The sequence below is a fragment of the Hylemonella gracilis str. Niagara R genome (assembly GCF_000600295.1).
In the GTDB taxonomy this organism is placed as follows: Bacteria; Pseudomonadota; Gammaproteobacteria; order Burkholderiales; family Burkholderiaceae_C; genus Hylemonella; species Hylemonella gracilis_A.
The window spans coordinates 3,744,978-3,770,532 of record NZ_JEMG01000001.1; the positions used below are offsets into that span (position 1 = coordinate 3,744,978).

Below are 25,555 nucleotides of genomic sequence, written 5' to 3' on the forward strand. Positions count from 1 at the left end.
CACTCCTGCCGCGCCCGCGGGATACCAGAGACCCGAGGTCCCAGGCGACGGATATTTTTTTGCGACCTGCTGTAACCCATCCTGCCGCCAGGACGAACTAAGCAACAGGTCGTCCACACGGGATAGACACCCTGGCACGACGACCTGCAGCTCAGCATTTCCCATCCATCCACTTCTATTGGAGCGACACCCATGGTTTCCACGCAACTCAAGACGAGCACTTCATTTGCCCTCACGGCCGCCTTGATGGCCTTGTCGGCATCGGCCATCGCGGCAACGCCCCCGGCTGGCTCCACGGGCAAGGCCATCGACGCCAACGACAAGGTGCATTGCTACAACGTCACCGAGTGCAAGGGTCAGAACGACTGCAAGACCAGCGCCAATGCCTGCAAGGGCCAGAGCGCTTGCAAAGGTCAGGGCTTCAAGGCCATGGCCGCTTCCGCCTGCCTGAAGGGCAATGGCGTGATCGGCGACCTGAAAGGCTAAGCCATCCGCTTCAGGACGCCCCCTTCGGGCGTCCTGAAAAGCAGAACGGGTTGGCGCCACCGCCAGCCCGCTCTGCTTTTCAGATCTGCATCGTATGCCAGCACCTCACCCAGCTTCCGTCTCATCCATGGCCCACACTGGCCTGGGCTTTGGCCTGGGTCTGCGCACGCCGCACTACAACGACTTTCTGAACACCCGACAGCCCCTCGACTGGCTGGAGATCATCACCGACAATTTTCTGGTGGAAGGCGGCAAGCCCCTGGTGATGCTGGAGCGCATCCGGCGCGACTACCCCCTGGCCATGCATGGCGTGGCCATGTCCATCGGCGCGGCCGCAGGTGTGGATCTGGCCTATCTGCGTCGCGTGAAGGCATTGGCTGATCGCATCGAGCCCCTGTGGGTGTCCGACCACCTGTGCTGGACGGGCACACCGTCACAACACCTGCATGACCTGTATCCCCTGCCCTACACCGACGAGGCCGCGCGCCATGTGATCGAACAGATCCGGCGTGCGCAGGACGTCCTGCAGCGCCGCCTGGTGCTTGAAAACGTCTCCAGCTACATCGACTTCAAGCACAACGCGTCGAGCGAATGGCAGTTTCTGGCGCACATCGCCGAGGCTGCCGATTGCCTGCTGCTGGTCGACGTCAACAACATCTACGTGAGCAGCGTCAACCACGGCTTTGATCCCTTGACGTATCTGCGCGCCCTGCCGGCGCAGCGTGTGCAGCAGATCCACCTGGCGGGTCATTCCGACAACGGCGGCTACATCATTGACACCCACGACCACCCGGTGGCACAGCCGGTCTGGGACTTGTACGCGCAAGCCTGCCACCTGTACGGCTCGGTGGCCACCATGATCGAGCGCGACGACGACATCCCGGACCTGGGCGTCCTGATGGAAGAACTCGCCATCGCGCGGCACATTGCCAGCGACGTGGCGCGGGAGGATGTCCCGGTCGGCACCCCCACGTCCCCAGGCGCAAGCTTCAGCGTCCAGGCGGAGGCGCCCGCCAACAGCACAGAAGCGCCGCCGCTCCAGCAGTTGCAGCTCGGCCTGGCGAGCTACATCCTGGGCGATGGCGCAACAGATTCGGCCCCGGTCTCCGACTGGATCCGCACGCCACCGGGTGTCGACGCCGGGCAACGCCTGGGCATCTACCACAACGCCTACCGTGCCCGCCTGGCCGAGGTGCTGGCGGAGAGCTTTGCAAGGACTGTGCTCTACATGGGGTCGGACCGGTTCGAGCAGGACGCCCGGGCATTCGCGGTCAGCCATCCGCCGATGGTGCGCAATCTGGCGCACTACGGCGCGGATTTCGCGGCCTTTCTGGCCGCGCTCTACCCAGGCAACCCCGAGCTACAGGAATTGGCCCAGCTCGACTGGGACCTGCGCACCACTTTCGACGAGGCCGATGCTCCGGCGCTGGACACGCAGACCGCCGGCGCGCAGGAGGCCGCACTGTGGCTGAACCGTGCACAGCCGCTGCACCCGAGCCTGAAGTTGCGTTCCATCCGCACCAACGTGGCCCAGATCTGGCATGCGATCGATCGGGATCTGGAAGTCCCCGCGGTGGCCCACCGCGAAGAGCCGGGCACTTTGCTGGTCTGGCGCAAGGGCCTGCTGCCGCATTTCCAGACCCTGGAGCCTGACCAGGCCGCCTTCATGCTATCCCTGGCCCAGGGCCGTTCGATCGAGGCGACCTGCGCTGATCTGGCGGGCACCGCCGTCCTGCCCGACCCGCAGCGCCTGGCTGGCTGGCTGCAGGTCTGGCTGGAAGAAGGCTGGCTACGCGCCGCCTGAAGTCATCGCCCGCACATGAAGCGCACGTGATCGGACATCACGATCGCGATGAAGTAATTGCCGTGGTCATCAGCCACAGGCCGGCGCGCTGACGCTGGCGTATTCGAGCTTCACCGTCGAAGGGCGACCGGGCCTGGGCGAGGTGGTGTACAAACCGGCGGGCGCGCAGGACCAGGCCCGCTTATGCGGTCCCGCTGGACCGTGCTGCAGTGCGCAAGAGCAGCCTCACACGCCTACACTGCCCACCGACACGCAAGAGCCCGCGCGACACGCAATTTGAAGGAGTGCCACTTGATCACCCGCCTGCCCCCCGTTCCAGCTTCCTTCTTCAGCATGGTCCTGGGCCTGGCCGGCCTGGGCAATGGCTGGCGCGTGGCCGCCACACACTGGGGCCTGCCGATGTGGATCGGCGAAGCCGTGATGCTGCTGGCCAGCCTGGTGTGGCTGAGCCTGATCGTGCTGTACGTGTTGAAGTGGTGGCGCCAGCGCGAGGCCGCGCGCGCCGAGATTGCGCACCCCATCCAGTGCTGCTTTGTCGCGCTGATCCCGGTCACGACCATGCTGGTCGGCCTCGCCGCGCTGCCTTACTCGCATGCCGCGGCACTGGTGCTCTGCACGGCCGGTGGCATCGGCGCGCTGGCCTTTGGCGTCTGGCGCCATGGCGGCCTCTGGCGCGGCGGCCGCAGCGTGAGCGCGACCACGCCCGTGCTCTACCTGCCGACGGTGGCTGCGAACCTGGTTTCGGCGATGGCCGTCAGCGCCCTGGGCTGGCCGGAACTTGGACAACTCTTTTTCGGCGCCGGCGTGCTGGCCTGGCTGGCGCTGGAATCCATCATCATCGGCCGCCTGCTGACCGCCGAAGAACTGCCGCCCGCGCTGCGCCCCACCCTGGGCATCCAGCTCGCGCCACCGGCTGTGGCTTTGCTGGCCTACGCCATCATCAGCACCGGCCCGCCGGACCTGGTGGCCCGCATGCTGCTGGGTTATGCGCTGGTGCAGGGCCTGCTGGCGCTGCGGCTGCTGCCATGGGTGCGGCAGCCGTTCACACCCGGCTACTGGGCCTACACCTTCGGCGTCACGGCCATCGCGACAGCCGTGTTGCGCTACACGCAGCGGGGCAGTGACCCGATCTTCAGCGCACTGGCTCCGCTGCTGTTCGTCGTGGCCAACGTGGTGGTGCTGGGCCTGGCCCTGCGTACCGGGGTGGCCCTGCTTCAGGGGCGGCTGCTGCCGGCACCACCCGCCACGCAAACGGCCTCGAGCACCAGAGGTTGATGGCGGGGTTCCGAGTCCTCAGGCCGCTTTCGCGCGCAGCATCGCCTCGAATTCGCCCAAGGCCACGGGCCGGGAATGCAGATACCCCTGCTGCAACACGCAACCCCGCACGCTCAGGAACTCCGACTGCTCCTGCGTCTCCACGCCCTCGGCCACGACTTGCAGACCCAGTTCCTTGCCCAGGGTGATGACGGCTGCGGCCAGCGCGCCGTCGCGGCCGCCACGCGCCACGTCGATCACAAAGGCGCGGTCGATCTTCAACTCGCTGACCGGCAGGCGCTTGAGGTAATTGAGCGAGGAATAACCGGTGCCAAAGTCGTCCAGGGCCAGGCCGTAGCCCTGGGCGCGCAGGCGTTCCAGCACGCTGATGGCGGAAGTGACATCGCGCATGAGCATGGTCTCGGTCAGCTCCAGCATCAGGCAGGAAGGGCGCAGCTCGTAACGCTGCATCAGCGCGTCCAGCTGGTCGAGCAGCCGGGCATCGGACAGGCTGGAGGCCGGCAGGTTGACCGACAGCGGCAACGACGGCAGGCCCGCGTCCGCCCAGCGGCGCAAGCTGCCACAGGCGGCATGCAGCACCCAGTCGGTCAACGGCACGATGAGGCCGCTCTCCTCCGCCATGGGAATGAAGTTTCCGGGCGGGATCAAACCGCGGCGCGGGTGCTGCCAGCGCACCAGGGCCTCGGCGCCGACGATGCGGCCGTCGCGCACGTCCACCTTGGGTTGGTAGTACAGGCAGAGCTGTCCGACCCGGATGGCTTGCCGCAGCTCGGTCTCGAGCAGCACACGGTCCCGCGCGCGGGCGTTGAGGGCCTCATCGAAAAACATGTGCTGCGCGCCGCCAGCCTCCGCAGCGGCGCGTGCCGCCTGCTCGGCGCAGCGCATCAGGCCGGTGAAGTCACGAGCATCGCCGGGAAACAGCGCGATGCCGATGCTGGCCGACAGCACCAGGGGCTGGGCGTCCACCAGTACGGGTTGGGCGACTGCGACCAGCAAGCGTTGCGCCACCAGGGAGGCACGCTCCTGGCTGTCCAGATCGGTCAACATGATCGAGAAAGCGTTGTCGCCGAGCCGGGCCACCACTCTCGTGTTCTCCCCGGCCTGGCCAACGGCCGGAAGATCACCGCTGCGGATGCACAAGCGGATGCGCTGGGTGATATCGGCCAGGGCCGCGTCACCCTCGCCACGGCCGTAGACATGGTGGATGCCGGAGAGGCGATCGATCTCGAGGTGCAGCACGGTGCAACCCGTGCCACCTCGCCGCGCCCGCTCGATCACCGGCATGGCCAACTCGGCGAACAAACGGCGGTTGGGCAGACCGGTGACCTCGTCGTAATGCGCCAGCCGCAAGGCGCGTTGCTCGGCGGCGGCGCGGGAATCGTCCAGCGCGGCGCGGGCCACGAACTCCTTGCGCAGCAGGTACTCGCGCCACCAGCCTATGCCAGCGGCCAGGATGAAGAGCGTGAGCACATGGTAGGACCAGTAGGCCGCTTCGCGGGTCGTCAGGCCGGCGTGTTGCCACAACGTGTACTCAAAGGCGAGGAGGATGATCAAGCCCGAGGCCAGGGCGTAGCGGAACTGCACACCCAGGATCACGAAACAGTAGAACTGTAGGAAGGTGAAATTGAGCACGCCCACCCAACTGCGCAGCCCTTCGCCGCCCTCGGCGTCAATGCGTGTCAGTGTGTAGAAGAGGAAGAAGGCCGCCGTGATGATGAAGCCACTCATCACCGGTTGCCAGTGCCGGCGCGCGTCCGGCAGCAGCGTGTACCCCAGTCCGGCCAGCAGCACCGGGAAGGCCAGGGTCAGTCGCAGCAGATTGGATTCCACACTGCCGTAAGCAATGTGATCGACCAGGTAGTCGCCAAGGATGAGCACCACGCCCAGCACCAGGCTGGCCTGCACGTAACGGAAGTAAAAGGCAATGTAATGCTTGACGAAACGCTGTTCATACGCCGTGTCGGTGAAGCGCAACAGCAGGCGCAGCGGCATGGCAGGGGCAGCGCCGGCATCGCTGGCAGGCGAGCTTTGGGCATCGGGATCGTTCATCAAGGGCCCCTGACTGAAGACAACGGGCGGCGAAACGAAGCCTCGCCGGCGAACTCCGACTCATCCCCATCTTATCGACCGATCCGAGGCCGCCTTGAGCGCCACCGCCCGCGACCGGCGTCTCGCCGCAACTGATCGCGGCCACACCACGCCGCGGCGCCGCGCTCAGCGCAGCGAGGCCGCGTGGTGCGCCAGGTGGTCGCCGATGAAGCTGGCGATGAAGTAGTAGCTGTGGTCGTAGCCGGGGTGGCGACGCAGGGTCAGGGAGTGGCCGGCTGCCGCGCAAGCCTGTTCCAGCAGCTCGGGGCGCAACTGCTTGCTCAAGAATTCGTCGCTGTCGCCCTGGTCCACCAGCAGAGGCAGGCGCTCGCTCGCGTTGGCGATCAGTTCCACCGCGTCCCATTCCCTCCAGGCCGTGCGGTCCTCGCCGAGGTAGGCGGCAAAGGCCTTGCTGCCCCAGGGCACCTGGCTGGGCGCGACCACGGGCGCGAAGGCCGAGACGCTGCGGTAACGGCCCGGATTGCGCAGCGCGGTGATGAGCGCACCATGGCCACCCATGCTGTGGCCGAAGATGCCGCGCGCCTCGGTCGTGGGGAATTGCTGCTCCACCAGCGCGGGCAGTTCCTGCGCCACGTAGTCCTGCATGCGGTAGTGCTGGGACCAGGGCGCTTGCGTGGCGTTCACATAAAAGCCCGCACCCTCGCCCAGGTCGTAACTGTCCACATTGGGCACACCCGCGCCACGCGGGCTGGTGTCGGGCGCCACGAGGATGAGGCCATGGCGTGCCGCGTGCTCCTGCGCGCCAGCCTTGGTGATGAAGGTCTGTTCATTGCAGGTCAACCCGGCCAGCCAGTAGAGCACGGGGCAGCGCTCGCCAGCCACGGCGGCCGGGGGCAGATAGACGCCGAATCTCATCTCGCAGCCCAGGGTGGCGGACGGGTGCTTCCAAACTTCCTGACGGCCACCAAAGCAGGCGTGGCGCTCGACGCGGTTCATGTTCTGTGTCTCCTGTTCATGGGCATGTGCATGCGTGAAGACCGGATTTTCACCGAGACCCGCCCGGCAACGACGTGCGCCAAGACCCACCGCAAGGCGCCGCATCGAGGCCGGCGCCAGCGCTTGAGGGCTGTGCCGTGGTTTTAAGGGCGACTGGGCTGACTTGGTAGCACATGCGCATGCGCCCCAAAGCCTGTAGATGCCGGGGGAAAAGCCCTCAACACGCGGCTTAGTCCCTACGCGAGGACCGCAAAAATTCTGCCCCAGATAGGTTCTGTTTCAGGGGTATTCGATGATCTCCACCGTCAACAACACACTGCTGGGTTATCTGGCATCGCAGGGATTGCTTACGCCCGTCACGGCCGGCAACATCGCCAGCGCGGGCAACAAGACCGAATCCACCGACACCAGCTCCAGCAGCAAGGAGACGATTTCACAGACTTCTCTTGATCGCGCGGCGGGCATGTTCAAGACGGCAACCGTCGCCCGCAACCTCGAAACCGCCCAGGTGGCCTTGGCCGCCGATCTGCGCGCGGCCTTGGAGAAGGCCCTCGTCAAGCTTTCCGAGCCCGTGCAGTTCTCGGTCAACAGCAAGGGCGAGGTCGAGGTCAAGGGCAATGAAAAAGACAAGGCCGCGGTGCAGGCCGTGTTGAAAGCGGACACCAGCGATCCAAGCCTGGCGAACCGCATCGCGACCCAGGCCAGCGATGCGATGGCGCTGTCGAATCAGATCCAGCAGAGCGCCGCGATTTCCCAGGCGGCCAAGTCGTCCAAGACGCCCGACGGCGTGATTTCGCTGTACCAATCGCTGATGCAGCAGACGGCCTCGACCAGCGTGGTGTTCTCGGTTTCCGCGACTTCCAGTTCGCTGACCTACCCCGGTTCGCTCAAGGCCAAGGCCTGACGCTGGTCTCCAGCGCTGCCCATGCGGGGGCAGACGGCTGGCTAAGCCCCAGCCGCAGACCGAACTGCCCTGCTTCGGGGACAATGGCGGGCATGTCGCACCTTCATTCCCGCGTTCACGCCCTGCCCGCCCTGCTGGGCGGACTGCTCCTATCGCTGGCGTTCGCTCCGGCGAACGCCGAAACCCTGATGGAGCGACGCAGCGCGATCCAGAAAGGCACCAACCAGGGGGTCGTGATCGTGCCCGCGCGGCCGGACACCGACGCCTCGACGACGGACGCGGCGGGGACCGAACAGCGCACGGGCCTGGGCGCCATCTTCAACAAGCTGCCACCGCCCAGCGGATGCCCGATGGAAGTCGCGCGCAACGGCGGATGTCCGGACCAAGGCCTCACCCTGCCCACCGGCGAACCCTCTTCCTCGAACAAGCCCTCCGTCGGCCGCTGACCCATGTCGCCGACTGTTTCGTTTTTCTGATCGACATGCTCCGCTTCGAACTGCTGCGCACCGAGGGCCAGGCCCGCCGGGGCCGCCTCACCCTCAACCACGGCGTCGTCGAGACGCCGATCTTCATGCCCGTGGGCACTTATGGCACGGTCAAGGGCGTGCTGCCGTGCAGCCTGCACGACATGGGCGCGCAGATCATCCTGGGCAACACCTTCCACCTCTGGATGCGCCCGGGCCTGGACGTGATGCAGAGCTTCGGCGGCCTGCACGGCTTCGAGCAATGGAACAAGCCCATCCTGACCGACAGCGGCGGCTTCCAAGTCTGGTCACTGGGTGCGATGCGCAAGATCACCGAGCAAGGCGTGCACTTTGCCTCGCCCGTCAACGGCGACAAGCTCTTCATGTCGCCCGAGGTCTCGATGCAGATCCAGACCACGCTGAACTCCGACATCGTGATGCAGCTCGACGAATGCACGCCTTACTGGCAAGGCGACAAGGGCAGCGGCCACATCACCACCGAGGCCGAGGCCCGCGTGTCCATGGAACTGTCGCAGCGCTGGGCGAAACGCTCGCAAGCCGAGTTCGCGCGGCTGGAGAACCCCAACGCCCTCTTCGGCATCGTGCAGGGCGGCATGTTCGAGCACCTGCGCCAGGAATCACTCGAAGCCCTGGTGGACATGGACTTCCCCGGTTATGCGGTGGGGGGCGTGAGCGTGGGCGAGCCCAAGGACGAGATGAACCGCATCATGGCGCACACGCCGCACCGTCTGCCCGCCCACAAGCCGCGCTACCTGATGGGCGTGGGCACGCCGGAGGACCTGGTCAACGGTGTGGCCTGTGGGGTGGACATGTTCGACTGCGTGATGCCCACGCGCAACGCGCGCAACGGCACCATCTTCACGCGTTACGGCGACCTCAAGCTGCGCAACGCGCGCCACAAGGCCGATCACCAGCCGCTGGACCCGAGCTGCACCTGCTACGCCTGCGCGGGCAGCGCCGGCATCAGCTGGGAACAAGGCGGCCCGAACCAGGGATGGCAGGGCTTCTCCCGCGCCTACCTGCACCACCTGGACCGCTGCGGCGAAATGCTCGGCCCCATGCTGGCAACCATCCACAACCTGCACTACTACCTCAACCTGATGCGTGAGGTGCGCGAGGCGCTGGACGCGGGCGCGTTTGCCGCTTTCACCGCGCGCTTTCACGCGGAGCGCTCGCGCGGGGTGTGAACGCGGCGCGTCCACCCAGCTGCCTCGCCACTCAGCGCTGCAACAGCCCCATGGCGATCCAGGGTTGCCAGATCACCAGCGCCAGGCAGCCCGCCAGCAGCAGGATGAAGGGCAAGGCGGCCCGGCACAGCAAGCCAAAGGGCTGCTTGAACGCGCCCATCGCCACGATCAGGTTCAGGCCGACGGGCGGTGTGAGGTAACCGATCTCCAGGTTCAGGATCATGATCAGACCGAACAAAACCGGGTCCACGCCGTAGGCCTGCGCCATCGGCGCGAGCAGGGGCGCGAAGATCAGGATGGCCTCCACCGTTCCCATCAGGCAGCCCACCCCCAACAGCAACAGGTTGGCGGCAAGCAGAAAGCTCCAGGGACTGCTGATCCAGCCCTGCGCCCACCCGACCAGCCCATGGGCCAGCTGGTACTCGGCCAGGAAAAGACCAATGCCCAGCGCCACCGCCAACAGGGGCAGCAAGGCGCCGCAGAGGCGGGCCGTGTCCAGCAACAGTCCGCGCAAGGCCGGCCAGCGCAGTTCGCGGTGGATCAAGGTCTCGACCAGCAGGGCGTAGGCCAGGGCTGCGGTCGCGGACTCGGTGGCGGTGAACCAGCCGGTGTAGATGCCGCCCAGCAGGATCACCGGCATCAGGGCCGCCCAGACGCCCGCGCGCAGGCTGGCGAAAACCTCCGTGCCATCCCAGGACTGTGTGTCCATGTGCCGGTTCACCCAGACGGCGTAAGCCGCGAGCACGAAAGTCAGCAGCAACCCCGGGCCGACACCGACGAGGAACAGATCCGTCACCGAGGTCTGCGTGACCATGCCGTAGAGGAGCAAGGGAATCGAGGGCGGAATGATGATGCCCAAGGTGCCACCGGCCATCACCGCGCCCAGCGTGAAACGCCGCCCATACCCCGACGCCAGCATGGACGGCACCATGACCGAACCCACCGCCAGCATGGTCACCACCGCCGAGCCTGAGATCGAGGCGAACACCGCGCAGCTCAGCACGCAAGCCACCGCCAGCCCACCGGGCAGTGGCCGCGTGAGCGCGGCCATGATGCGCATCAGCCGCCGGGCCGACGACCCGCGTGTCATGACCTCGCCGCAGAGCAGGAACATGGGGATCGCCAGGATGAGCTCCTTGTCGAGGCCGATCCACATGTCCTCCAGGATGTCTTCCAGATGACCTCGGCCCCAGGCCAAATGAAGGAAGGCCGAGACCAGCAGCAGGATGATCAGCAGCGGCTGGCGCAACGCCAGCAGGCACAGGATGAGCAACCCCAGGGCGAAGGCGAGCAACAGCGTCATGCGGTGGCCTGCGGCGTGGGCGAGCGCAGACCGGGCCAGAAAGCGTAGCCCAGATAACGCAGCGCGGCGGACCACAGGCCGAGGGGCACCATGAGCTGCATGGGCCACAGCGGCCCCCCCAGCGAAGGCATGCGCACCCCAGTGCGCAGGGTAGCGTCAACCAGTTCCAGCGCATAAGCGCCAGCCACCAGCAGGACGATGCCGCTGAGGGCATCACCGATGCGCGCCACCCGCAGCGCCCAGCGCGTCGGCAGCCAGGCAAATCCGACCCGAGGCACCAGATGCGTTCCACTCACCACCGCGATGCCGATGCCGCAATAGGCCACCAACACCATAAGGTAGACCGCCATCTTCTGGGCGCCGAAGATGCCACCAGACCCGACATGCAGGCCCCACCGGCGCAGCACGGGCGCCAGCAATTCGCGCCCCGCCACGTCACCGATCAGCAGCAGGGCGATGGCGACCAGGGCCACCATCGCGATGCCGCACTCCAAGCGGTGCCAGGCCGCGAACAATTGGCGCGCGGCAACCGGTGGCGGCGGATGGATATGCGTGTCGTTCAATTGGGCTTCTGGCAGGCGGCGCGGCCCGCTTCCATCTGCTGGAAGAGACGCTCGCCCTCGGGGCCGAGCTCCTTGACCATGTCCGGCCACAGCGGCGCCGCCGCCGCGCGCCAGGTGGCGCGTTGCGCGGGCGTGAGGTCCACCACCTGGCCGCCCCCCTGCTTGTGGCGTTCCAGCAGCGTTTCTTCGAAGCCGCGTACGACGTCGCGATCCAGGGCCGGGCGCGCCCGTTCCAATGCCTCGCGCTGCGCCGGCGTCAGCCGCTCCCAGCTCTGCTGGCTCATGAGGGACAACAGGGGCGCCGGCGTGATGGAGACACGCGTCATGACCGGCGCCACCTTGCCGATGCCGGCGGCCACATAGACCATGGGCACGTTGGCGGCCACATCGATCAGGCCGGTCTGGAATGCCGACCCGACTTCGGTGGTGGGCACGGGCTTGGGGCTGGTGCCCATGGCCGACCAGAAGGTCGCGTAAGCACGCGTGCCGAAGGTGCCGGACTTGAGTCCGGCCAGATCGGCGGGCTGCACATAGGCTTTCTTGCCGATGATGTGCACCACGCCGGCGGCGTTCCAGCCGGTCAGGCGCACGCCCTTGCTGGCCAGCAACTCGGTCACCGTCTGGTCGAGGTTCTTGTCGAGCACGCAATGGAGTTCGTCCAGGCCACTGAAATAGAAGGGCAGTTGCAGCAGGGACAGCTCGGGCACCAGCAAGGCAGCGCCATTGAGGGACCAGGTCCCCATGTCCAGGCGGCCACGCGCCATCTGCTGGATGGTGTCCTGCTCGCTGCCATAGGGGCCGGCCTTGAGCACCACCGAGCCCTGCGTGAGCGTCTCGAGGTTCTTCGCCCACTCGGTCACGTAACGCGCCCAGGGCGTGCCGGGCGGCGCCGTGGCCTGCATGCGCAGTTCCACGGGCGGGCTCTGCTGGGCGGCCGTCGTCCCCAGCAGTCCGACCAGCAGGACAGCCAGGGCGGCACGGTGCCATTGCATCGTCTTCATACGCTTGTCTCCTTCAGGGGTGTATCGGCCCGTGCAGTGTGCAAGCCGGCACCCGCGCTGTCCTGAAGACGGTCTAAAGAGTTCTAAAACCGCCGCACTCACGCCGCGGCCGCGAGATCCGGGATGACACCGGCCTTGAGCAGACCGGACAGGTAATGCTCGCGACGCTGTCGGCAATAGGTCGGCTCGCTGCTCAGGCGCGCACCGCAGCCGGGTTGCTGCAGACCGCCCTGCTGCCGCAGCGCGGCCAGGGCGGCCTGGGTCTCGGCCTGGCGCCCCAGGTGTGCATTGGCGGCGACCAGGAAGGCCTGGGTGGCCCAGAACGGCGCGACGGCCGCGGAGCGTTCCAGCCACGGCACCGCCTCCTCGTAACGGCCCAGCATCAGATGGGCCTTGCCCAGCCAGAACAACACGCCCCAGCGGTGCGGGTCCTGCGGCGCCAGCGTCAGCGCTTGCCGCAGCACGGCCAGGGCCTGTTCGGACTGACCGGTGAAAACCAGCAGGGTGCCACGCCAGGCGACCGCCTCGGCAAAGTCCGGCTCCAGCTCCAGGGCCTGGTCCACCGCCGTCAGCGCGGCCCCGAGGCGCAGTTGCAGCTGGCGCACCCGCGACAAGGTGCAATAGACATGCGCGCTCGTGACGCCCTGCGCCAGCGCGGCGCTGATGTCGTGTTCGGCGCGCAGGATCTGGGCGTCGATGTCGGCCGGCGGCCACATCGCGATCAGCGTGACCAGCACACGGGTGCGGTAGGCCAGCAAGCTGTGGTCCTGCGGCTGCCGGGCGCTGGCCTGGTCGATCAAAGCGAGGGCGGCCCGCAGGTCATCCGCGTTGCGGGCGGTGCGGGCACGGGCACCCGCGCGCAGCAGGAGGTCTTCCGCGCCCGCACCGGCCAGTCCGCGGCCTTCCTCGCCCCCCAACACGGCCGGGCCGCGCCGTCCCTCGGCTTTGAGGAGCTCCAGCGTGAGGGCATTGAGCACGCGCGCCGCCAGCACGCGACGCGCCCCCCCGGGCTCCGCCATCGCCACGCGCAGGGTGTCGGCCCAGAGCACGCCGCCGGTGCCAGCATCGGTCAGGCGCACCACCACCTCGACGTGATCCTTCATGTGCGCTATGCGGGCCTGCACCGCGTAGCTCAGGCCCAGGCCACGGGCCAGGGCACGCAGATCCGTGGCGTCGCTCCACTGGGTGCGTACCGCCTCGCTGTCGACCACGTAGCTGGTCTGCATCCGGGCCAGGCCGGCGGTGATCTGATCGGCCAGGGCATCGGCCAGCGGCCCGGCGTCGGACACGCCTTCCTCGGCGAAAGGCAGCACCATCACGGAAAGTCGCCGCGGGGCATCGGCACGGACCTGCACGGCCAGCGTGAACTTGTAGCCACGCCCCGGCACGGTGGCAATGGCGTGGGGTCCGATCACCCGGCGCAGCTGCGACACCTGGACATGCAGATTGGCTTCTTCCACCACCAGGCCGCGCCAGACGCGATCCATCAATTCGCTCTTGCCGAGCAGCTGCCCCGCCTGCTCCAGCAGCGCCAACAGCAATTCGAAGGCGCGCCCTCCAAGCCCGACCACCCGCCCCTCACGCAACAGCCGCCGCTCGCCGACCCGCAGCTCGAAACGGTCAAAGCAGTAGTGCCGGTCGGCGCCGGTGGTGTGCATGCCCTGTCTCCTTGTCCTGGACGCGCGCTTTAGGACATTTTAGGTTTGCTTCAGGACAAGGCGCCATCGTTTATCCACACTCGTCCCCGCGCATCGAGCCGATGCAACACCCAGACAAGGACGATCCATGAAACAGCTCGGCGGACAGGCCGTGGTGATCGGTGGCAGCATCGCCGGCCTGATGGCGGCCCGCGTCGCCGCCGACCACTATGGGGAAGTGACGGTCATCGAGCGCGACACGCTGCCAGCCACTGCGGCCCCGCGCCCCGCCATCCCCCAGGGGGCACACGCGCATGGCCTGCTGCTGGCCGGCGAGCAGGTGATGTCCCGCCTCTATCCCGGGTTCACGGCCAGCCTGCGGGCCGCGGGGGCCGTGGCGGTGCGCGCCGGCCGCGACGTGCTCTACCAACTGCCGCGGGGCGCGGCTTATTCGCCCGGTGGATCGATGCGGCAGGCGCGCGATCTGGGTTTCGATGTCTACAGCGCCAGCCGGGAATTGATCGAGCACTGCGTGCGCAGGCACACGCAACAGACACCCAACGTTCGCTTCGAAACAGGCACCGTGACCGGGCTGTCGCGCCGGCACCCTGACCAGGTCGATGTGCTCAGCCAGCGCGAAGGAAACACCTTGCGGCACCCGGCCGATCTGGTGGTGGACGCGAGCGGCCGCGGCACGCGGTCAGCACAGTGGCTGCAGGAAGCGGGCTGGCCCGCGGTCGAACAGACCGACCTCGGCATCGACATCGCTTATGCAAGTGCGCGCTGGCGGCTGGCACAGGACCAGGCCCCGGGCGTGCCTCAGGTTCTCTACCGTGGACCCGTGCCACAGACCCGGCGCACCGGCATGCTCGCGCGCATCGAGCGGGATCAATGGCTGGTCACCCTGGTGGGGCGTCTGGGCGAGGTGCCGCCGGCCGACGAACCCGGCTTCCTGGCGTTTGCCGGCGGACTGTCGACGCCGGCGTTGCGGGCGCTGCTGTCGCAGGGCGAGCGCATCAGCGCGATCCAGACCTACCGCGTGCCGGTCAGCCTGCGCCGGCATTACGAACGCCTGCCTGCGCTGCCACGCAACTGGCTGGCCGTGGGTGACGCCATTTGCAGCTTCAATCCCGTGTACGGCCAGGGCATGAGCGTCGCGGCCCTGCAGGTACAGGCCCTGCAGACGCTGCTGCAGGCCCGCGCCGCCGCGCCCTCACCTGCGCTCCAGGGAATGGTGGCCGAGTACTTCCAGCATGCGAGCCAGATCATCGACGGCGCCTGGTCACTCGCCGCCCGCCAGGATCTGGCCTTTCCCGAAACCCGGGGCCAACGCCCGCCCGATCTGGCGGAGCGGGCGCGTTATGGCGCCGCGCTGGAAGCCCTGATCCCTGAAGATCCGCAACTGCACCTGCTGCTGGCCGAGGTGTTCAACCTGACCCGCCCCTTGTCGGCGCTGGATGACCCCGCCCTGCGCGCGCGCGTCCTCCAAAGCGTGTCGGGAACGCCTCACTGAGCACGGACAGGCCCTCCTCCTACAGCGCGCGTTTCCACGCGGAGCGGGCGCGGCGTCTGAGCCGCCGCCGCGCCGCGCTCAGATACGCCCTTCCTCCACCGCGTGGCAGGCCACGCGCACGCCACCGATGGACTGGACCACGGGGCGCTCGCTGCTGCAGCGCGCATTGGCGTGGGGGCAGCGCGGGTGGAAGGCGCAGCCTGTGGGCGGATTCAGCGGGTTGGGCACCTCGCCGGACACCGGGGTGCGGGCTTTGCCGGTCTTGCGCATGTCGGGAATGGCGTCCAGCAGCATGCGTGTGTAGGGGTGGCGCGGCTGGCTGAAGAGCGTGGCCTTGTCGGCCAGTTCCACCAGGCGACCCAGGTACATCACGCCCACCTGGTCGCTCACATGGCGCACCACGGCCAGGTTGTGGCTGATGAACAGGTAGGTCAGGCCCCGCGCGCGCTGCAGGTCCTTCATGATGTTGAGCACCTGCGCCTGCACCGAAACGTCCAGCGCCGAAGTCGGTTCGTCGCAGACCAGGAATTCAGGCTCGGTCGCCAGGGCCCGCGCGATCGAGATGCGCTGGCGCTGTCCGCCCGAGAACTGGTGCGGGTACTTCACCATGTCCAGCGGGCTCAGGCCCACGGATTGCAGCAGTTCCTCCACGCGTTCCTTGAGGGCCTGGGTGTCACTCAGGATGCCATGCTCGCGCAGCGGCTCGGCGACGATGGCTTCCACCTTCCAGCGCGGGTTCAGGCTGGCGTAGGGGTCCTGGAAGATCATCTGGATGCGGCGGCGCAACTGGCGGCCTTCGGCGGTCTTGAAGGCGGCGTGGGCGTCCTGTCCATCGAACTCGAAACCACCGCGCGTGGGTGCGTACAGACCCACCAGCAGGCGCGCCACCGTGCTCTTGCCGCAGCCAGATTCACCCACCAGGGCCAGCGTCTTGCCCTTTTCGATCTCGAAGCTCACGCCGTCCACCGCCTTGAGCAGTTGGCGGGGTTTGCGCTCCAGCACGCGGTTGAGCCAGGGGGCCGAGACATCGAAGGTCCGCGCCAGATCGGAGGCGATGACCAGGGGTCGGGAAATCACTTCGCTCATGCAGCGCCCCCCACCAAGGACTGCGCGGCCTCGGCGTGCAACCAGCAGGCCGCGCGCGTGGCGCCGGCATCCATCAGGTCAGGGCGATCCACGGTGCAGCGATCGATCTTGCGCGGACAACGTGGATTGAAGGCGCAGCCCCGAGGGATGGCGTTGAGGCGCGGCATGGCGCCATCGATCTGGTTGAGGCGCTCGCGATCTACGCTCATATCGGGAATGCAGGCCATGAGGCCCGCGGTGTAGGGATGGGCAGGATGGTTGATGACCTGGTCCACGGGACCGATCTCGGCGACCCGCCCCGCGTACATGACCGCCACGCGGTCGCAGGTCTCGGCGATCACACCCATGTCGTGCGTGATCAGCATGACGGCCGCGCCACGCTGCTTGCAAATGGTCTTGAGCAGCGAAATGATCTGCGCCTGGATGGACACATCCAAGGCGGTGGTCGGTTCATCGGCCACGATCAATTGAGGTTCAGCGGCCAGCGCGAGCGCGATCACCACGCGCTGGCGCATGCCGCCGGAGAACTGGTGTGGGTAGTGGTCGATGCGCTGCTCGGCGGCGGGGATGCCGGTGTCGCTCAGTAGCTGGATCGCACGTTGGCGCGCCTCGGCCCGACTCAGAGGCAGGTGGGTGGTGATGGTCTCGATCAGTTGCCGGCCAACCGAATACAGCGGATTCAGCGAGGTCAGCGGGTCCTGGAAGATCGCGCCGATCCGGCGGCCGCGGATCTTACGCATCTCGTTGGGCGGCAGGTCGTCGATGCGTCGGCCTTCGAGCAGGATCTGCCCGCCAGCCACGCGGCCGGGCGGCTCCAACAATCCGATGATGGCGGCGCCGGTCAGCGACTTGCCCGCGCCGGACTCTCCCACCACGCCCAGGATTTCACCGGGCGCGATGTCGAAGGAGACGTCGTCCAGCGCGCGCAAGGTGCCGCGCCGGGTCGGAAATTCAACGACCAGGTTTTTGATTTGCAACAGGCTCATGCGCGATTCATCTCAGTCGGGGGTTGAGGGCGTCACGCAACCAGTCGCCCAGCAGGTTGACGGACAGGGCGATCAGCACCAGCATGGCGCCGGGAAAGATGGTGATCCACCATTCCCCCGAGAACAGGTAGTCGTTGCCCACGCGGATCAGCGTGCCCAGCGAGGGCGAGGTGGGCGGCGCGCCCACGCCCAGGAAGCTCAGCGTGGCCTCGGTGATGATGGACGTGGCCACCTGGATGGTCGCCAGCACCAGCACCGGCCCCATCACATTCGGCAGCACATGGCGGCGCATGATGCGCAGCGGCGCGACGCCAGTCACGCGCGCGGCCTGCACATATTCCTTGTTGCGCTCCACCAGCGTGGAGCCACGTACCGTGCGCGCGTACTGCACCCAGCCGGTGAGCGTGATCGAGACGATGAGCACACCGAAGGCCAGCGTTTCGTGCGCGTTGGGGAACAGCGCGCGCCCGACGCCGGCGATCAGCAGCGCGATGAGGATGGCGGGGAAGGAGAGCATCACATCGCACAGGCGCATCAACAGGCCGTCCACCCAGCCGCCCAGGAAACCGGCCAGCAGGCCCAGGGCCACGCCTATCAACACCGACAGCGCGACCGAGGCCAGGCCGACCGCGAGTGAAATCCGAGCGCCGTACATCAGGGCGGAAAGGATGTCTCGCCCCTGGTCGTCCGTGCCCAGCGGGAAAGCCGCGTTGCCGTCGGCCAACCAGGCTGGCGGCAGGCGCGCGTTGCCCAGCTCCAGCGTGCTCAGGTCAAAGGGATTGTGCGGCGCCACCCAGGGCGCGAAAACCGCGCAGAACAGGCACACGAAGGCGATCAACGCGGCCGTGATGGCCACGGGCGAGGTGCGGAAGCTGTAAGCGATATCGCTGTCCAGCCAGCGCAGAAGTAGAACTTTCATGCGGACAATCGTTTTCAGTGGCCACCGGCCTTGTCCACGCGCAGACGCGGGTCCACGGCGAAGTACAGCAGGTCCACGATCAGGTTGATGATCACGAAGATCAGCGCGGTCAGGCAGAGGTAAGCCGCCATGACGGGGATGTCGGCGAAGGTGACCGCCTGGATGAAGAGCAGGCCCATGCCCGGCCACTGGAACACGGTCTCGGTGATGATGGCGAAGGCGATCAGGCCGCCCAGTTGCAGGCCGGTGATGGTCATCACGGGCACCAGGGTGTTCTTGAGCGCGTGGCCGAAATGCACCACGCGGTTGCTGAGGCCACGCGCGCGGGCGAACTTGATGTAGTCGGTGCGCAGCACCTCCAGCATCTCGGCACGCACCAGGCGCATGATGAGCGTGAGCTGGAAGATGGCCAGGGTGACGGCCGGCAGGATGACATGACGCCAGCCCTTGGCCGTGATCAGGCCACTGCTCCACCAACCCCATTGCACCACCTCGCCTCGCCCGAAGCTGGGCAACCAGCCCAGCGTAACGGCGAACACCAGGATGAGCAGGATGCCGATCAGGAAGGTGGGCAGCGACACGCCCAGCAGCGAGATCGTCATGAACACCTGGCTGGTGAAGCTGCCGCGCCGCAGCGCGGCATACACCCCCATGGGCACGCCAACCAGCAAGGACAGCAGACCGGCGACAAAAACCAGTTCCAGTGTGGCGGGCAGGCGCTCGGCGATCAGGCCCGAGACCTGCACCCCCTGGCGCAGGCTCACGCCAAACTCACCCTGGATCGCATGGGCCAGGAAATGCCAGAACTGGACGAAGAACGGCTGGTCCAGCCCCAGCTCGGCGCGCAGGCGACGCACCTGCTCGGGCGTTGCGTCCTGGCCCAGCAGGTAGACGATGGGGTCGCCGACATACTGGAACAGCAGGAAGGAGATGAAGGCGACGGCGGCCATGACCACCCCCGCCTGGGCCAGGCGTCTGACGATGTACGCGAACACGCAACAGTCCCGACGAGATCAATTGACCTTGATGAGGCGCCAGTCGAGGCGGTTGTCCGCGCGATGCACGACCTCGATGTTGCTCTTCATCGCCCAGGGAATGACCTGGTTGTGCAGCGGAATGTGCGCCACTTCGTCGTTCTGCAGCTGCAAGGCCTCGGTCAGCAGGCGCAGGCGGGCGTTCAGGTCGATCTCGGCCTTGGCCTTGTCGATCAGCGCGTCCATCTTGGGGTTGCTGTAACGGCCCAGGTTGTAGTTGCCGTCACCGCCTTCACCCACCGTGCGCACCAGCGACTGCAGGGAGTACATGGCGTCGAAGGTCGGCACGCCCCAGCCCAGCATGTAGATGCTGGCCTCGTGGCGCTGGATCATCGGGAAGTACGTCACCAGCGGCAGGGTGCGCAGCTTGGCCTTGACGCCGATGCGCGCCCACATGGCGGTCACGGCCTGGCAGATGGCTTCGTCGTTGATGTAGCGGTTGTTCGGGCAGGCGAAGTCCACCTCGAAACCGTCCTTGTAACCGGCTTCGGCCAGCAGCCGCTGGGCTGCGGCCACGTCATAGGGGTGACGCTTGTGCACGGACTCGGTCCAGCCAGCCACCTGCGGCGCCACCAGTGCGCCGGTGGGCTCGCCCAGGCCGCGCATGGTCACGCGCGCGATGGCGGCGGTGTCGATGGCTTGGTAGAGGGCCTTGCGCACGCGCAGGTCCTTGAGCGGGTTCTTGCCCTTGACGCTGCTGCCAACCAGCTCGTCGCGATGCTGGTCCATGCCGAAGAAGACGGTGCGGTTCTCCACCCCGTCCAGGACCTTCAGACCAGCCTGACCGCGCACACGCGGCAAATCCTGTGGGCTGGGGTCAAGCACGAAATCCACCTCGCCCGACAGCAGGGCGGCCATGCGGGTGGCAACGGCGCGCACCGGGGTGTAGACGATCTCGGTCACATTGGTGGGCGCGGTGCCCCACCAGTTCGGGTTCTTGCTCAGGACCATGCGTTGGTCTGGCACCCATTCCTTGAGCATGTAGGGACCGGTGCCATTGGCGTTGCGGTGGGCGAAGTTCTCTTCCGGAACCTTGATGTCCTTGGGCGCCACCGAGTTGTTCTTCTCGGCCCAGGCCTTGCTCATCATGCGCAGCTCGGTCATCTGGTTGAGCAGCACTGGGTTGGGTGCCTTGGTGAACACGTCGATGGTGTTGGCATTGACCTTGACCACGCGATCGATGCCCTGGATGAAGGGCGTGAAGTTGGAAGTCGGCGCCATGGCGCGCTGCAGGGAGAACACGGCATCGTCGGCCGTGAAGGCCGAGCCGTCGTGGAACTTGACGCCCGTGCGCAGGGTCACGCGCAACTGGGTCGGCGTGACCTGGGTCCAGGCCGTGGCCAGCACGGGCTCGACCTTGAAGGTGCGGCTGTTGTAATAGACCAGACTTTCGTAGACGGCGGCATGGATGCCGCTTTGCAGCGCATTGTTCTGAGAGTGGATGTCCCAGGTCGCGATGTCACTCGCGCTGGACCACTTGAAGGTCTTGGCTTGCAGCCCGGTGGAACCGATGACGCATGCGGCCAACAGAACAAACAGTTTCAATTTCATCGCGGATCACCTCGAAGTTGTGAAGCCCGGACAATGCAATAACCGCGCCAAACCGGCATCGGTAGTTCACCGGAGAGTACGAAGATTCAGAGTCCGGTCTTGGGTCCATGCCCGCGCGCGCGTCCGTGCAGGAGCTGATGCAGCACATGGTCCGTCATGCCGCGGGCCAGTTCATGCTCACCCAGGAAGACCGTGCCCTGCGTTTCCTTCTGTAGCAATTCGGCTTCTTCGTCATTGTGAGTGCGTAGCACCACCTGGATCTCGGGGTTGAGTTGGCGCGCGATGTCGACCATCTGGCGCACGTTCACGACATCGGGAATGGCGATGACCAGCATGGCCGCGCGCGTCACATGGGCCTGGATCAACACCTCCGGCGTCTGGGCGTCGCCACTGACAGCCGGCACGCCTTTCTTGCGCAAGGCATCCACGATTTCACGGTTCTGCTCGGCCACCACATAAGGAATGTGGTTATCGCTCAGGCTGCGCGCGATGCGGCGGCCCACGCGCCCGTATCCCACCAGCACCACCTGCTTGGTCAGCAGGCGCGGGTCGGTCGTCATGGGCAGTTCGGACAGCGGATCGTCGCGCAACTCCAGGCGACGCGCGAACTCGGAACGCGCCAGCAGCCAGCGCCGGATCGGATCGACCGCGGCGAACAGCGAAGCGTTGAGCGCGATCGAGATCAGGGCGCCGGCCAGCACCAGGCTTTGCCCCTCGGGCGGCATCATGTTGAGCGCCACACCCATGCCGGCCAGGATGAAGGAGAACTCGCCGATCTGCGCCAGGCTGGCGCCCACGGTCAGCGCGGTGTTGAAGGGGTAACGGAACAGCAACACGAGCGCCACGGCGGCCACCGTCTTGCCGACCAGGATGATGGCCACCACGGCCAGCAGCCTGAAGGGTTGCTCGATGACGACGGCCGGGTCGAACAGCATGCCCACCGAGACGAAGAAGAGGACGGCGAAGGCGTCGCGCAGGGGCAGGGACTCGTCGGCCGCGCGATGGCTGAACTCGGATTCACGCATCATCATGCCGGCGAAGAAGGCGCCCAACGCGAAGGACACGTCGAACAGCGTGCCGGCGAAGAAAGCCACGCCCACCGCCACGGCCACGACGCTGAGCGTGAACAACTCGCGCGAACCGGTGCGCGACACCCACCAGAGCAGGCGCGGCAGCACGCGCCGCCCCACCACCAGCATCAGCACGATGAAGGCCGTCACCTTGGCCAGGGTGATGCCCACCGTGGTCCAGATGTCGCTCGCGGAAATGGCGTGGGCCGCGCCCGGGGTCGGGGGGGCCAGCACCTCGGCCACAGCAGGCAGCAGCACCAGGACCATCACCATCACCAAGTCCTCGACCACCAGCCAGCCCACGGCGATCTGGCCATTGACGGACTTGAGCAGGTTCTTGGCTTCCAACGCCCGCAGCAAAACCACAGTGCTGGCCACGGAGAGACAGAGGCCGAAGACCAGCGAACCGCCCAAGCCCCAATCCCAGAACCAGGAGACCCCCATGCCCAGGGCGGTGGCCACCGCGATCTGCACCAGGGCGCCCGGCAAGGCGATGCGGCGCACCGCCATCAGATCCTTCAGGGAAAAGTGCAGGCCCACGCCGAACATCAGCAGCATCACGCCGATTTCGGCCAACTGCCCGGCCAGGCCCACGTCGGCGACGAACCCCGGTGAATTCGGCCCGACCACGATGCCGGCGACCAGATACCCCACCAGTGGCGGCATGTGGAGCTTGCTGGCCAAAAGGCCCAGCACCATGGCGATCCCGAAACCGAAGGCGATGGTGGCGATCAGACTGACGTCGTGGGGCATGCGTGCGCTCTCAAAAAAGGAGCAAATCGGTGATTGGGGATGAGGACCAAAGATAACCGACTTTTCCCGCGTCCACGCGATCCCGCCGCCCTTGGCGCCCCACCGAAAAGTGTGCCGCCGCCGAAGCGACCCGATCTTGGCTGACCGAAACCAGGGTTATGGGCGGAGGCCCTCGCCGTCACGGGCGTTGCCCAGCGGTGGCGGCAAGGCGTCGCCCGCGCGACGACGGCGGAACAGCGCGGCCCGCGCCAGCACGATGGTGGTCACCGGCGCGGTGATGGACAGGATGATGATGATCAGCCAGACATGCAAGGACAGCCCGCCCGCGCGCGCCGAGAAATGAACGATGGAGGCCAGGGTCACGATCCAGGCGGCCAGCGTGGAAGCCAGGGCGGGCGCGTGCATGCGCGTAAAGAAGTCCGGCAGGCGCCACAGACCCAGGCCGGCGGCCAGCACCACCACGCCGCTGAGCAACAGCAAGGCGGCGACCAGGTAGTCACTCCAGGGCGTCATTCGATCACCTCACCACGCAGCAGGAACTTGGCCAGCGCCAGAGAACCCACGAAGCCGAACAGCACCATCAGAAAGGCCCCCTCGAAGTACATGCTGCTGTCGTAGCGTATGGCCAGCGCGAGCATGACCAGCATGCCGACGACGTAGATGAAATCCAGCGCCAGCACCCGGTCTTGGGCGCTGGGGCCCCGCAGGAGGCGCAACAAGCCCAGCCCCATGGCCAGGACGTAGAGCACCAAGGTGGCGGCGATGGCGTAAGTGAGCAGCGGACTCATGGCGCTCATGGCAGGATCTCCAGCAAGGGTTGCTCGTAGCGGGTCTTGTAGTGGTGAATGAACGCGGCGTCGTCGCCGACCACGTCAAAGACATGCAGCAGCAGTCGGCTGCGGTCCGGGGCCAGCTCGCACCAGACCGTGCCGGGAATCACCGAAGTGATCATGGCCAGCGCGGCCAGGGCGTGGTCGTTGCGCAGGTCCAGCGGTACCACGACAAAGCGGCTGATCGGGGGCGCACGACGCGCACCCAGCACGCCCCGCGCAACGTCAAGCCCGGACCCCACCACGTCGCCGCCGACGCGCAGGATCAGGCGCACCAGCAGCAGCGGTCGGCGCACCCGGGGAGCGGCCGGGCGCAAGGGTGCGGCAAGCACGGGCAACACCAGCGCCAACAGCAAGCCCAGCAAGAGATTGCCGGGGCTGAGGCTGCGGTTCAGCATGAGCCACAAGGCCAGCAGACCAGCCGAGAGCAAGGGCGCAGGAAACCAACGCTTCATGGCCGGACCTCCTGTCCCTGTTGCGCGGCGATGGATGGCGAGGGCAGAGGCCGCGCCGACATCACTGCCCCGATGTAGTGGCCGGGCGCATGCAGGGTCGCGGCCGTCTTGCGCATGTAGTCCAGAGCCGGCCCGCCCTGCATCACCAGGGTCAGCCCCCCGGCCAGCAGCAGGCCAATGGGCAAGGTCTCGGCCACGCGCAGCCGCGGCGAGGGCCGCGCCTCGGCGGTCCAGAAATGTCGCATGCCGATGCGCAGCAGGGCCGTGGCGGCCATCAGGCCCGACAGCAGCAGCAGCGCGAACAGCGCCCAGGCCGCCGGACGCTGCAATTCGAGCAGGGCCGTCAGCATGGCCAGCTTGGCCACGAAACCCGACAGCGGCGGCAGGCCACTGACCACCAGTGCACAGACCGCGAAGGTCAATCCCAGGAAAGCCAGGGCGGCCGGAATGGCGCGGCCGATCAGCACCTCCTCGTCGTCGTCGAGGTTGACGCCCGGCAAGGGCTCGGACGCGATGAAGGCCGGCAGGGTGTCCTGGCCGTCGTCGATTTCTTCCGGACCCAGTTCAACCTGGCGCGCGCGCTCCAGCAGTTCCACCAGCAGGAAGAGCGCGGCGGCGGCCAGCGTGGAGCTGGCCAGGTAGAACAGCGCGCCCCCGGCCAGCGCCGAACTACCGAAGCCGAAGGCCGCCAGCAGCGTGCCCGAGGAAGCGATCACACTGTAGGCCGCGAAACGCCCCAGTTGCTGCGAGGCCAGCATGCCCACGGCGGCAAAAGCCAGGGTGGCCACGCCGCCCCAGACCAGGACCGCGCCCCCGAAGGGCTCGCCACCACCGGCCTCGGCCGGAAAGCACAGGGTCCACAGGCGCAGCACCGCATACACACCCACCTTGGTCAGGATGGCGAACAACGCCGCCACCGGCGCACTGGCCGCGCCATAGGCACTCGGCAGCCAGAAGTTCAAGGGCCAGAGCGCGGCCTTGGCCAGGAAGGCCACGGCCAGGATGGCCGCGCCCGCGTGCAACAGGCCGCGGTCGGCCACGGGCACCAGGGGCAGCTTGGCCGCGATGTCGGCCATGTTGAGCGTGCCCGTGACGCCGTAGAGCACGGCAACGCCGATCAGGAACAGCAGCGAGGCCACCAGATTGACCACGATGTAATGCAGGCCCGCGCGCACGCGCGGTGCGCCCCCGCCGTGCAGCAGCAGGCCGTAGCTTGCCGCGAGCAGCACCTCGAAGAACACGAAGAGGTTGAACAGATCGGCCGTCAGGAAGGCACCATACAAACCCATGAGCTGCAGCTGGAACAGCACGTGGAAGTACACGCCCGCCTGGTGCCAGCGCGCCAAGGCATAGAGCAGGGAGGCCAGGCCGATGCAACCGGTGAGCACCAGCATCAGGGCCGAGAGCCGGTCCGCCACCAGCACGATGCCAAAAGGCACGGGCCAGTTGCCAGGCAGGTAGACGCCGAAGGCCAAGGGCAGCTCCCGCGCGTGCACCTGCAGCAGGAGATGCGCAGCCAGCAGCAGTCCACCCAGTGTAGAAACGAGGTTGACCACGGACTTGAGCCGTCGCTGCCCCTCGCCCAGCATCAGCATGAGCGCGGCCGTCGCCAACGGCAGCAGCACCGGCGCGGCGACGAGGTGCGGGGCCATCGACAAGGAAAGCAGG

23 protein-coding genes are annotated in these 25,555 nt (G+C 67.1%); 7 read left to right on the forward strand and 16 right to left on the reverse strand.

All coding sequences use genetic code 11. From position 1 onward, the window contains the following. Positions 1-192 precede the first annotated feature (192 nt). The 3 genes from AZ34_RS17110 (at position 193) to tehA (ending at position 3,565) form a co-directional block, all read left to right on the forward strand. Positions 193-486, forward strand: coding sequence for a hypothetical protein (locus AZ34_RS17110; protein WP_035610340.1), 294 nt, complete (start codon positions 193-195; stop codon positions 484-486). A 127-nt stretch (positions 487-613) separates the two neighbouring features. Next, positions 614-2,290, forward strand: a complete 1,677-nt coding sequence (locus tag AZ34_RS18980; RefSeq protein ID WP_331280910.1) for a DUF692 family multinuclear iron-containing protein — start codon at positions 614-616, stop codon at positions 2,288-2,290. Between the two features lie 291 nt (positions 2,291-2,581). Beyond that, positions 2,582-3,565 carry a dicarboxylate transporter/tellurite-resistance protein TehA gene (gene tehA, locus AZ34_RS17120; protein ID WP_197026584.1) on the forward strand — a complete coding sequence of 328 codons (984 nt, stop codon included), beginning with the start codon at positions 2,582-2,584 and terminating at the stop codon, positions 3,563-3,565. Positions 3,566-3,583: 18 nt separating this feature from the next. Here the strand turns inward: tehA and AZ34_RS17125 are convergent, their stop codons facing one another. Continuing rightward, positions 3,584-5,614, reverse strand: coding sequence for a putative bifunctional diguanylate cyclase/phosphodiesterase (locus AZ34_RS17125; RefSeq protein WP_035610346.1), 2,031 nt, complete (start codon positions 5,612-5,614; stop codon positions 3,584-3,586). A gap of 165 nt (positions 5,615-5,779) precedes the next feature. Beyond that, a complete protein-coding gene (gene fghA / locus AZ34_RS17130) occupies positions 5,780-6,610 on the reverse strand; it encodes an S-formylglutathione hydrolase (protein WP_035610349.1) in 831 nt (276 codons plus the stop codon). A 292-nt stretch (positions 6,611-6,902) separates the two neighbouring features. Between fghA and AZ34_RS17135 the strand changes: the two genes are divergently transcribed. The 3 genes from AZ34_RS17135 to tgt all read left to right on the forward strand — a co-directional run bounded on the left by AZ34_RS17135 (position 6,903) and on the right by tgt (position 9,186). Then, complete coding sequence (locus tag AZ34_RS17135) at positions 6,903-7,514, forward strand: hypothetical protein (RefSeq protein ID WP_035610352.1); 612 nt, start codon at positions 6,903-6,905, stop codon at positions 7,512-7,514. Between the two features lie 92 nt (positions 7,515-7,606). Then, the gene (locus tag AZ34_RS17140; RefSeq protein ID WP_155831853.1) at positions 7,607-7,960 is read left to right on the forward strand and encodes a hypothetical protein; all 354 of its coding nucleotides are present in this window, start codon (positions 7,607-7,609) and stop codon (positions 7,958-7,960) included. Positions 7,961-7,995: 35 nt separating this feature from the next. Beyond that, positions 7,996-9,186, forward strand: coding sequence for a tRNA guanosine(34) transglycosylase Tgt (gene tgt / locus AZ34_RS17145; protein ID WP_035610357.1), 1,191 nt, complete (start codon positions 7,996-7,998; stop codon positions 9,184-9,186). A 31-nt stretch (positions 9,187-9,217) separates the two neighbouring features. Here tgt and AZ34_RS17150 read toward each other — a convergent pair whose 3' ends face one another. The 4 genes from AZ34_RS17150 to AZ34_RS17165 all read right to left on the reverse strand — a co-directional run bounded on the left by AZ34_RS17150 (position 9,218) and on the right by AZ34_RS17165 (position 13,711). Beyond that, positions 9,218-10,489 carry a TRAP transporter large permease gene (locus AZ34_RS17150; protein WP_051509988.1) on the reverse strand — a complete coding sequence of 424 codons (1,272 nt, stop codon included), beginning with the start codon at positions 10,487-10,489 and terminating at the stop codon, positions 9,218-9,220. Then, entirely contained in the window at positions 10,486-11,052 is a 567-nt protein-coding gene (locus tag AZ34_RS17155) for a TRAP transporter small permease (protein WP_035610359.1), read from the reverse strand. Before AZ34_RS17155 ends, AZ34_RS17150 begins: the two co-directional genes overlap by 4 nt. After that, a complete protein-coding gene (locus AZ34_RS17160) occupies positions 11,049-12,053 on the reverse strand; it encodes a TRAP transporter substrate-binding protein (protein ID WP_035610362.1) in 1,005 nt (334 codons plus the stop codon). The genes AZ34_RS17155 and AZ34_RS17160 overlap by 4 nt, the downstream gene beginning before the upstream one ends. A gap of 98 nt (positions 12,054-12,151) precedes the next feature. Then, positions 12,152-13,711: a winged helix-turn-helix domain-containing tetratricopeptide repeat protein gene (locus AZ34_RS17165; protein ID WP_035610364.1), complete on the reverse strand. Its 1,560-nt coding sequence runs from the start codon at positions 13,709-13,711 to the stop codon at positions 12,152-12,154. A gap of 127 nt (positions 13,712-13,838) precedes the next feature. Between AZ34_RS17165 and AZ34_RS17170 the strand changes: the two genes are divergently transcribed. Beyond that, on the forward strand, positions 13,839-15,203 hold the full coding sequence (locus tag AZ34_RS17170; RefSeq protein WP_051509990.1) for an FAD-dependent oxidoreductase: 1,365 nt from the start codon (positions 13,839-13,841) through the stop codon (positions 15,201-15,203). 78 nt (positions 15,204-15,281) lie between these two features. On the opposite strand, the gene AZ34_RS17175 is transcribed toward AZ34_RS17170, so the two are convergent. From AZ34_RS17175 to AZ34_RS17220, 10 genes are all read right to left on the reverse strand, one after another. Next, the gene (locus AZ34_RS17175; protein WP_035610369.1) at positions 15,282-16,289 is read right to left on the reverse strand and encodes an ABC transporter ATP-binding protein; all 1,008 of its coding nucleotides are present in this window, start codon (positions 16,287-16,289) and stop codon (positions 15,282-15,284) included. Further along, a complete protein-coding gene (locus AZ34_RS17180) occupies positions 16,286-17,275 on the reverse strand; it encodes an ABC transporter ATP-binding protein (protein WP_035610371.1) in 990 nt (329 codons plus the stop codon). Before AZ34_RS17180 ends, AZ34_RS17175 begins: the two co-directional genes overlap by 4 nt. 7 nt (positions 17,276-17,282) lie before the next feature. Then, complete coding sequence (locus AZ34_RS17185) at positions 17,283-18,194, reverse strand: ABC transporter permease (RefSeq protein WP_035610374.1); 912 nt, start codon at positions 18,192-18,194, stop codon at positions 17,283-17,285. A gap of 14 nt (positions 18,195-18,208) precedes the next feature. Beyond that, positions 18,209-19,189 carry an ABC transporter permease gene (locus AZ34_RS17190; protein ID WP_035610378.1) on the reverse strand — a complete coding sequence of 327 codons (981 nt, stop codon included), beginning with the start codon at positions 19,187-19,189 and terminating at the stop codon, positions 18,209-18,211. Between the two features lie 18 nt (positions 19,190-19,207). Next, entirely contained in the window at positions 19,208-20,779 is a 1,572-nt protein-coding gene (locus AZ34_RS17195; RefSeq protein WP_035610380.1) for an ABC transporter substrate-binding protein, read from the reverse strand. A gap of 86 nt (positions 20,780-20,865) precedes the next feature. Further along, complete coding sequence (gene ybaL / locus AZ34_RS17200; RefSeq protein WP_035610383.1) at positions 20,866-22,602, reverse strand: YbaL family putative K(+) efflux transporter; 1,737 nt, start codon at positions 22,600-22,602, stop codon at positions 20,866-20,868. A gap of 156 nt (positions 22,603-22,758) precedes the next feature. Continuing rightward, positions 22,759-23,115, reverse strand: a complete 357-nt coding sequence (mnhG, locus tag AZ34_RS17205; protein ID WP_035610386.1) for a monovalent cation/H(+) antiporter subunit G — start codon at positions 23,113-23,115, stop codon at positions 22,759-22,761. Next, positions 23,112-23,390 carry a K+/H+ antiporter subunit F gene (locus AZ34_RS17210; RefSeq protein ID WP_035612087.1) on the reverse strand — a complete coding sequence of 93 codons (279 nt, stop codon included), beginning with the start codon at positions 23,388-23,390 and terminating at the stop codon, positions 23,112-23,114. The genes mnhG and AZ34_RS17210 overlap by 4 nt, the downstream gene beginning before the upstream one ends. A 5-nt stretch (positions 23,391-23,395) precedes the next feature. After that, positions 23,396-23,887: a Na+/H+ antiporter subunit E gene (locus AZ34_RS17215; protein WP_035610388.1), complete on the reverse strand. Its 492-nt coding sequence runs from the start codon at positions 23,885-23,887 to the stop codon at positions 23,396-23,398. Further along, the gene (locus tag AZ34_RS17220) at positions 23,884-25,539 is read right to left on the reverse strand and encodes a monovalent cation/H+ antiporter subunit D (RefSeq protein WP_035610393.1); all 1,656 of its coding nucleotides are present in this window, start codon (positions 25,537-25,539) and stop codon (positions 23,884-23,886) included. Before AZ34_RS17220 ends, AZ34_RS17215 begins: the two co-directional genes overlap by 4 nt. Positions 25,540-25,555: the final 16 nt, after the last annotated feature.

Excerpts from the sequence above, each read along its gene's own strand:
- mnhG (WP_035610386.1), bottom strand. The coding sequence starts at position 23,115 with ATGACGCCCTGGAGTGACTACCTGGTCGCCGCCTTGCTGTTGCTCAGC.
- AZ34_RS17195 (WP_035610380.1), bottom strand. The coding sequence starts at position 20,779 with ATGAAATTGAAACTGTTTGTTCTGTTGGCCGCATGCGTCATCGGTTCC.
- AZ34_RS17125 (WP_035610346.1), bottom strand. The coding sequence starts at position 5,614 with ATGAACGATCCCGATGCCCAAAGCTCGCCTGCCAGCGATGCCGGCGCT.
- tgt (WP_035610357.1), top strand. The coding sequence starts at position 7,996 with ATGCTCCGCTTCGAACTGCTGCGCACCGAGGGCCAGGCCCGCCGGGGC.
- AZ34_RS17110 (WP_035610340.1), top strand. The coding sequence starts at position 193 with ATGGTTTCCACGCAACTCAAGACGAGCACTTCATTTGCCCTCACGGCC.
- AZ34_RS17165 (WP_035610364.1), bottom strand. The coding sequence starts at position 13,711 with ATGCACACCACCGGCGCCGACCGGCACTACTGCTTTGACCGTTTCGAG.
- AZ34_RS17185 (WP_035610374.1), bottom strand. The coding sequence starts at position 18,194 with ATGAAAGTTCTACTTCTGCGCTGGCTGGACAGCGATATCGCTTACAGC.
- AZ34_RS18980 (WP_331280910.1), top strand. The coding sequence starts at position 614 with ATGGCCCACACTGGCCTGGGCTTTGGCCTGGGTCTGCGCACGCCGCAC.
- AZ34_RS17180 (WP_035610371.1), bottom strand. The coding sequence starts at position 17,275 with ATGAGCCTGTTGCAAATCAAAAACCTGGTCGTTGAATTTCCGACCCGG.
- AZ34_RS17220 (WP_035610393.1), bottom strand. The coding sequence starts at position 25,539 with ATGGCCCCGCACCTCGTCGCCGCGCCGGTGCTGCTGCCGTTGGCGACG.
- AZ34_RS17160 (WP_035610362.1), bottom strand. The coding sequence starts at position 12,053 with ATGAAGACGATGCAATGGCACCGTGCCGCCCTGGCTGTCCTGCTGGTC.
- AZ34_RS17135 (WP_035610352.1), top strand. The coding sequence starts at position 6,903 with ATGATCTCCACCGTCAACAACACACTGCTGGGTTATCTGGCATCGCAG.
- AZ34_RS17215 (WP_035610388.1), bottom strand. The coding sequence starts at position 23,887 with ATGAAGCGTTGGTTTCCTGCGCCCTTGCTCTCGGCTGGTCTGCTGGCC.
- AZ34_RS17150 (WP_051509988.1), bottom strand. The coding sequence starts at position 10,489 with ATGACGCTGTTGCTCGCCTTCGCCCTGGGGTTGCTCATCCTGTGCCTG.
- fghA (WP_035610349.1), bottom strand. The coding sequence starts at position 6,610 with ATGAACCGCGTCGAGCGCCACGCCTGCTTTGGTGGCCGTCAGGAAGTT.
- ybaL (WP_035610383.1), bottom strand. The coding sequence starts at position 22,602 with ATGCCCCACGACGTCAGTCTGATCGCCACCATCGCCTTCGGTTTCGGG.
- AZ34_RS17210 (WP_035612087.1), bottom strand. The coding sequence starts at position 23,390 with ATGAGTCCGCTGCTCACTTACGCCATCGCCGCCACCTTGGTGCTCTAC.
- AZ34_RS17170 (WP_051509990.1), top strand. The coding sequence starts at position 13,839 with ATGAAACAGCTCGGCGGACAGGCCGTGGTGATCGGTGGCAGCATCGCC.
- AZ34_RS17140 (WP_155831853.1), top strand. The coding sequence starts at position 7,607 with ATGTCGCACCTTCATTCCCGCGTTCACGCCCTGCCCGCCCTGCTGGGC.
- AZ34_RS17175 (WP_035610369.1), bottom strand. The coding sequence starts at position 16,289 with ATGAGCGAAGTGATTTCCCGACCCCTGGTCATCGCCTCCGATCTGGCG.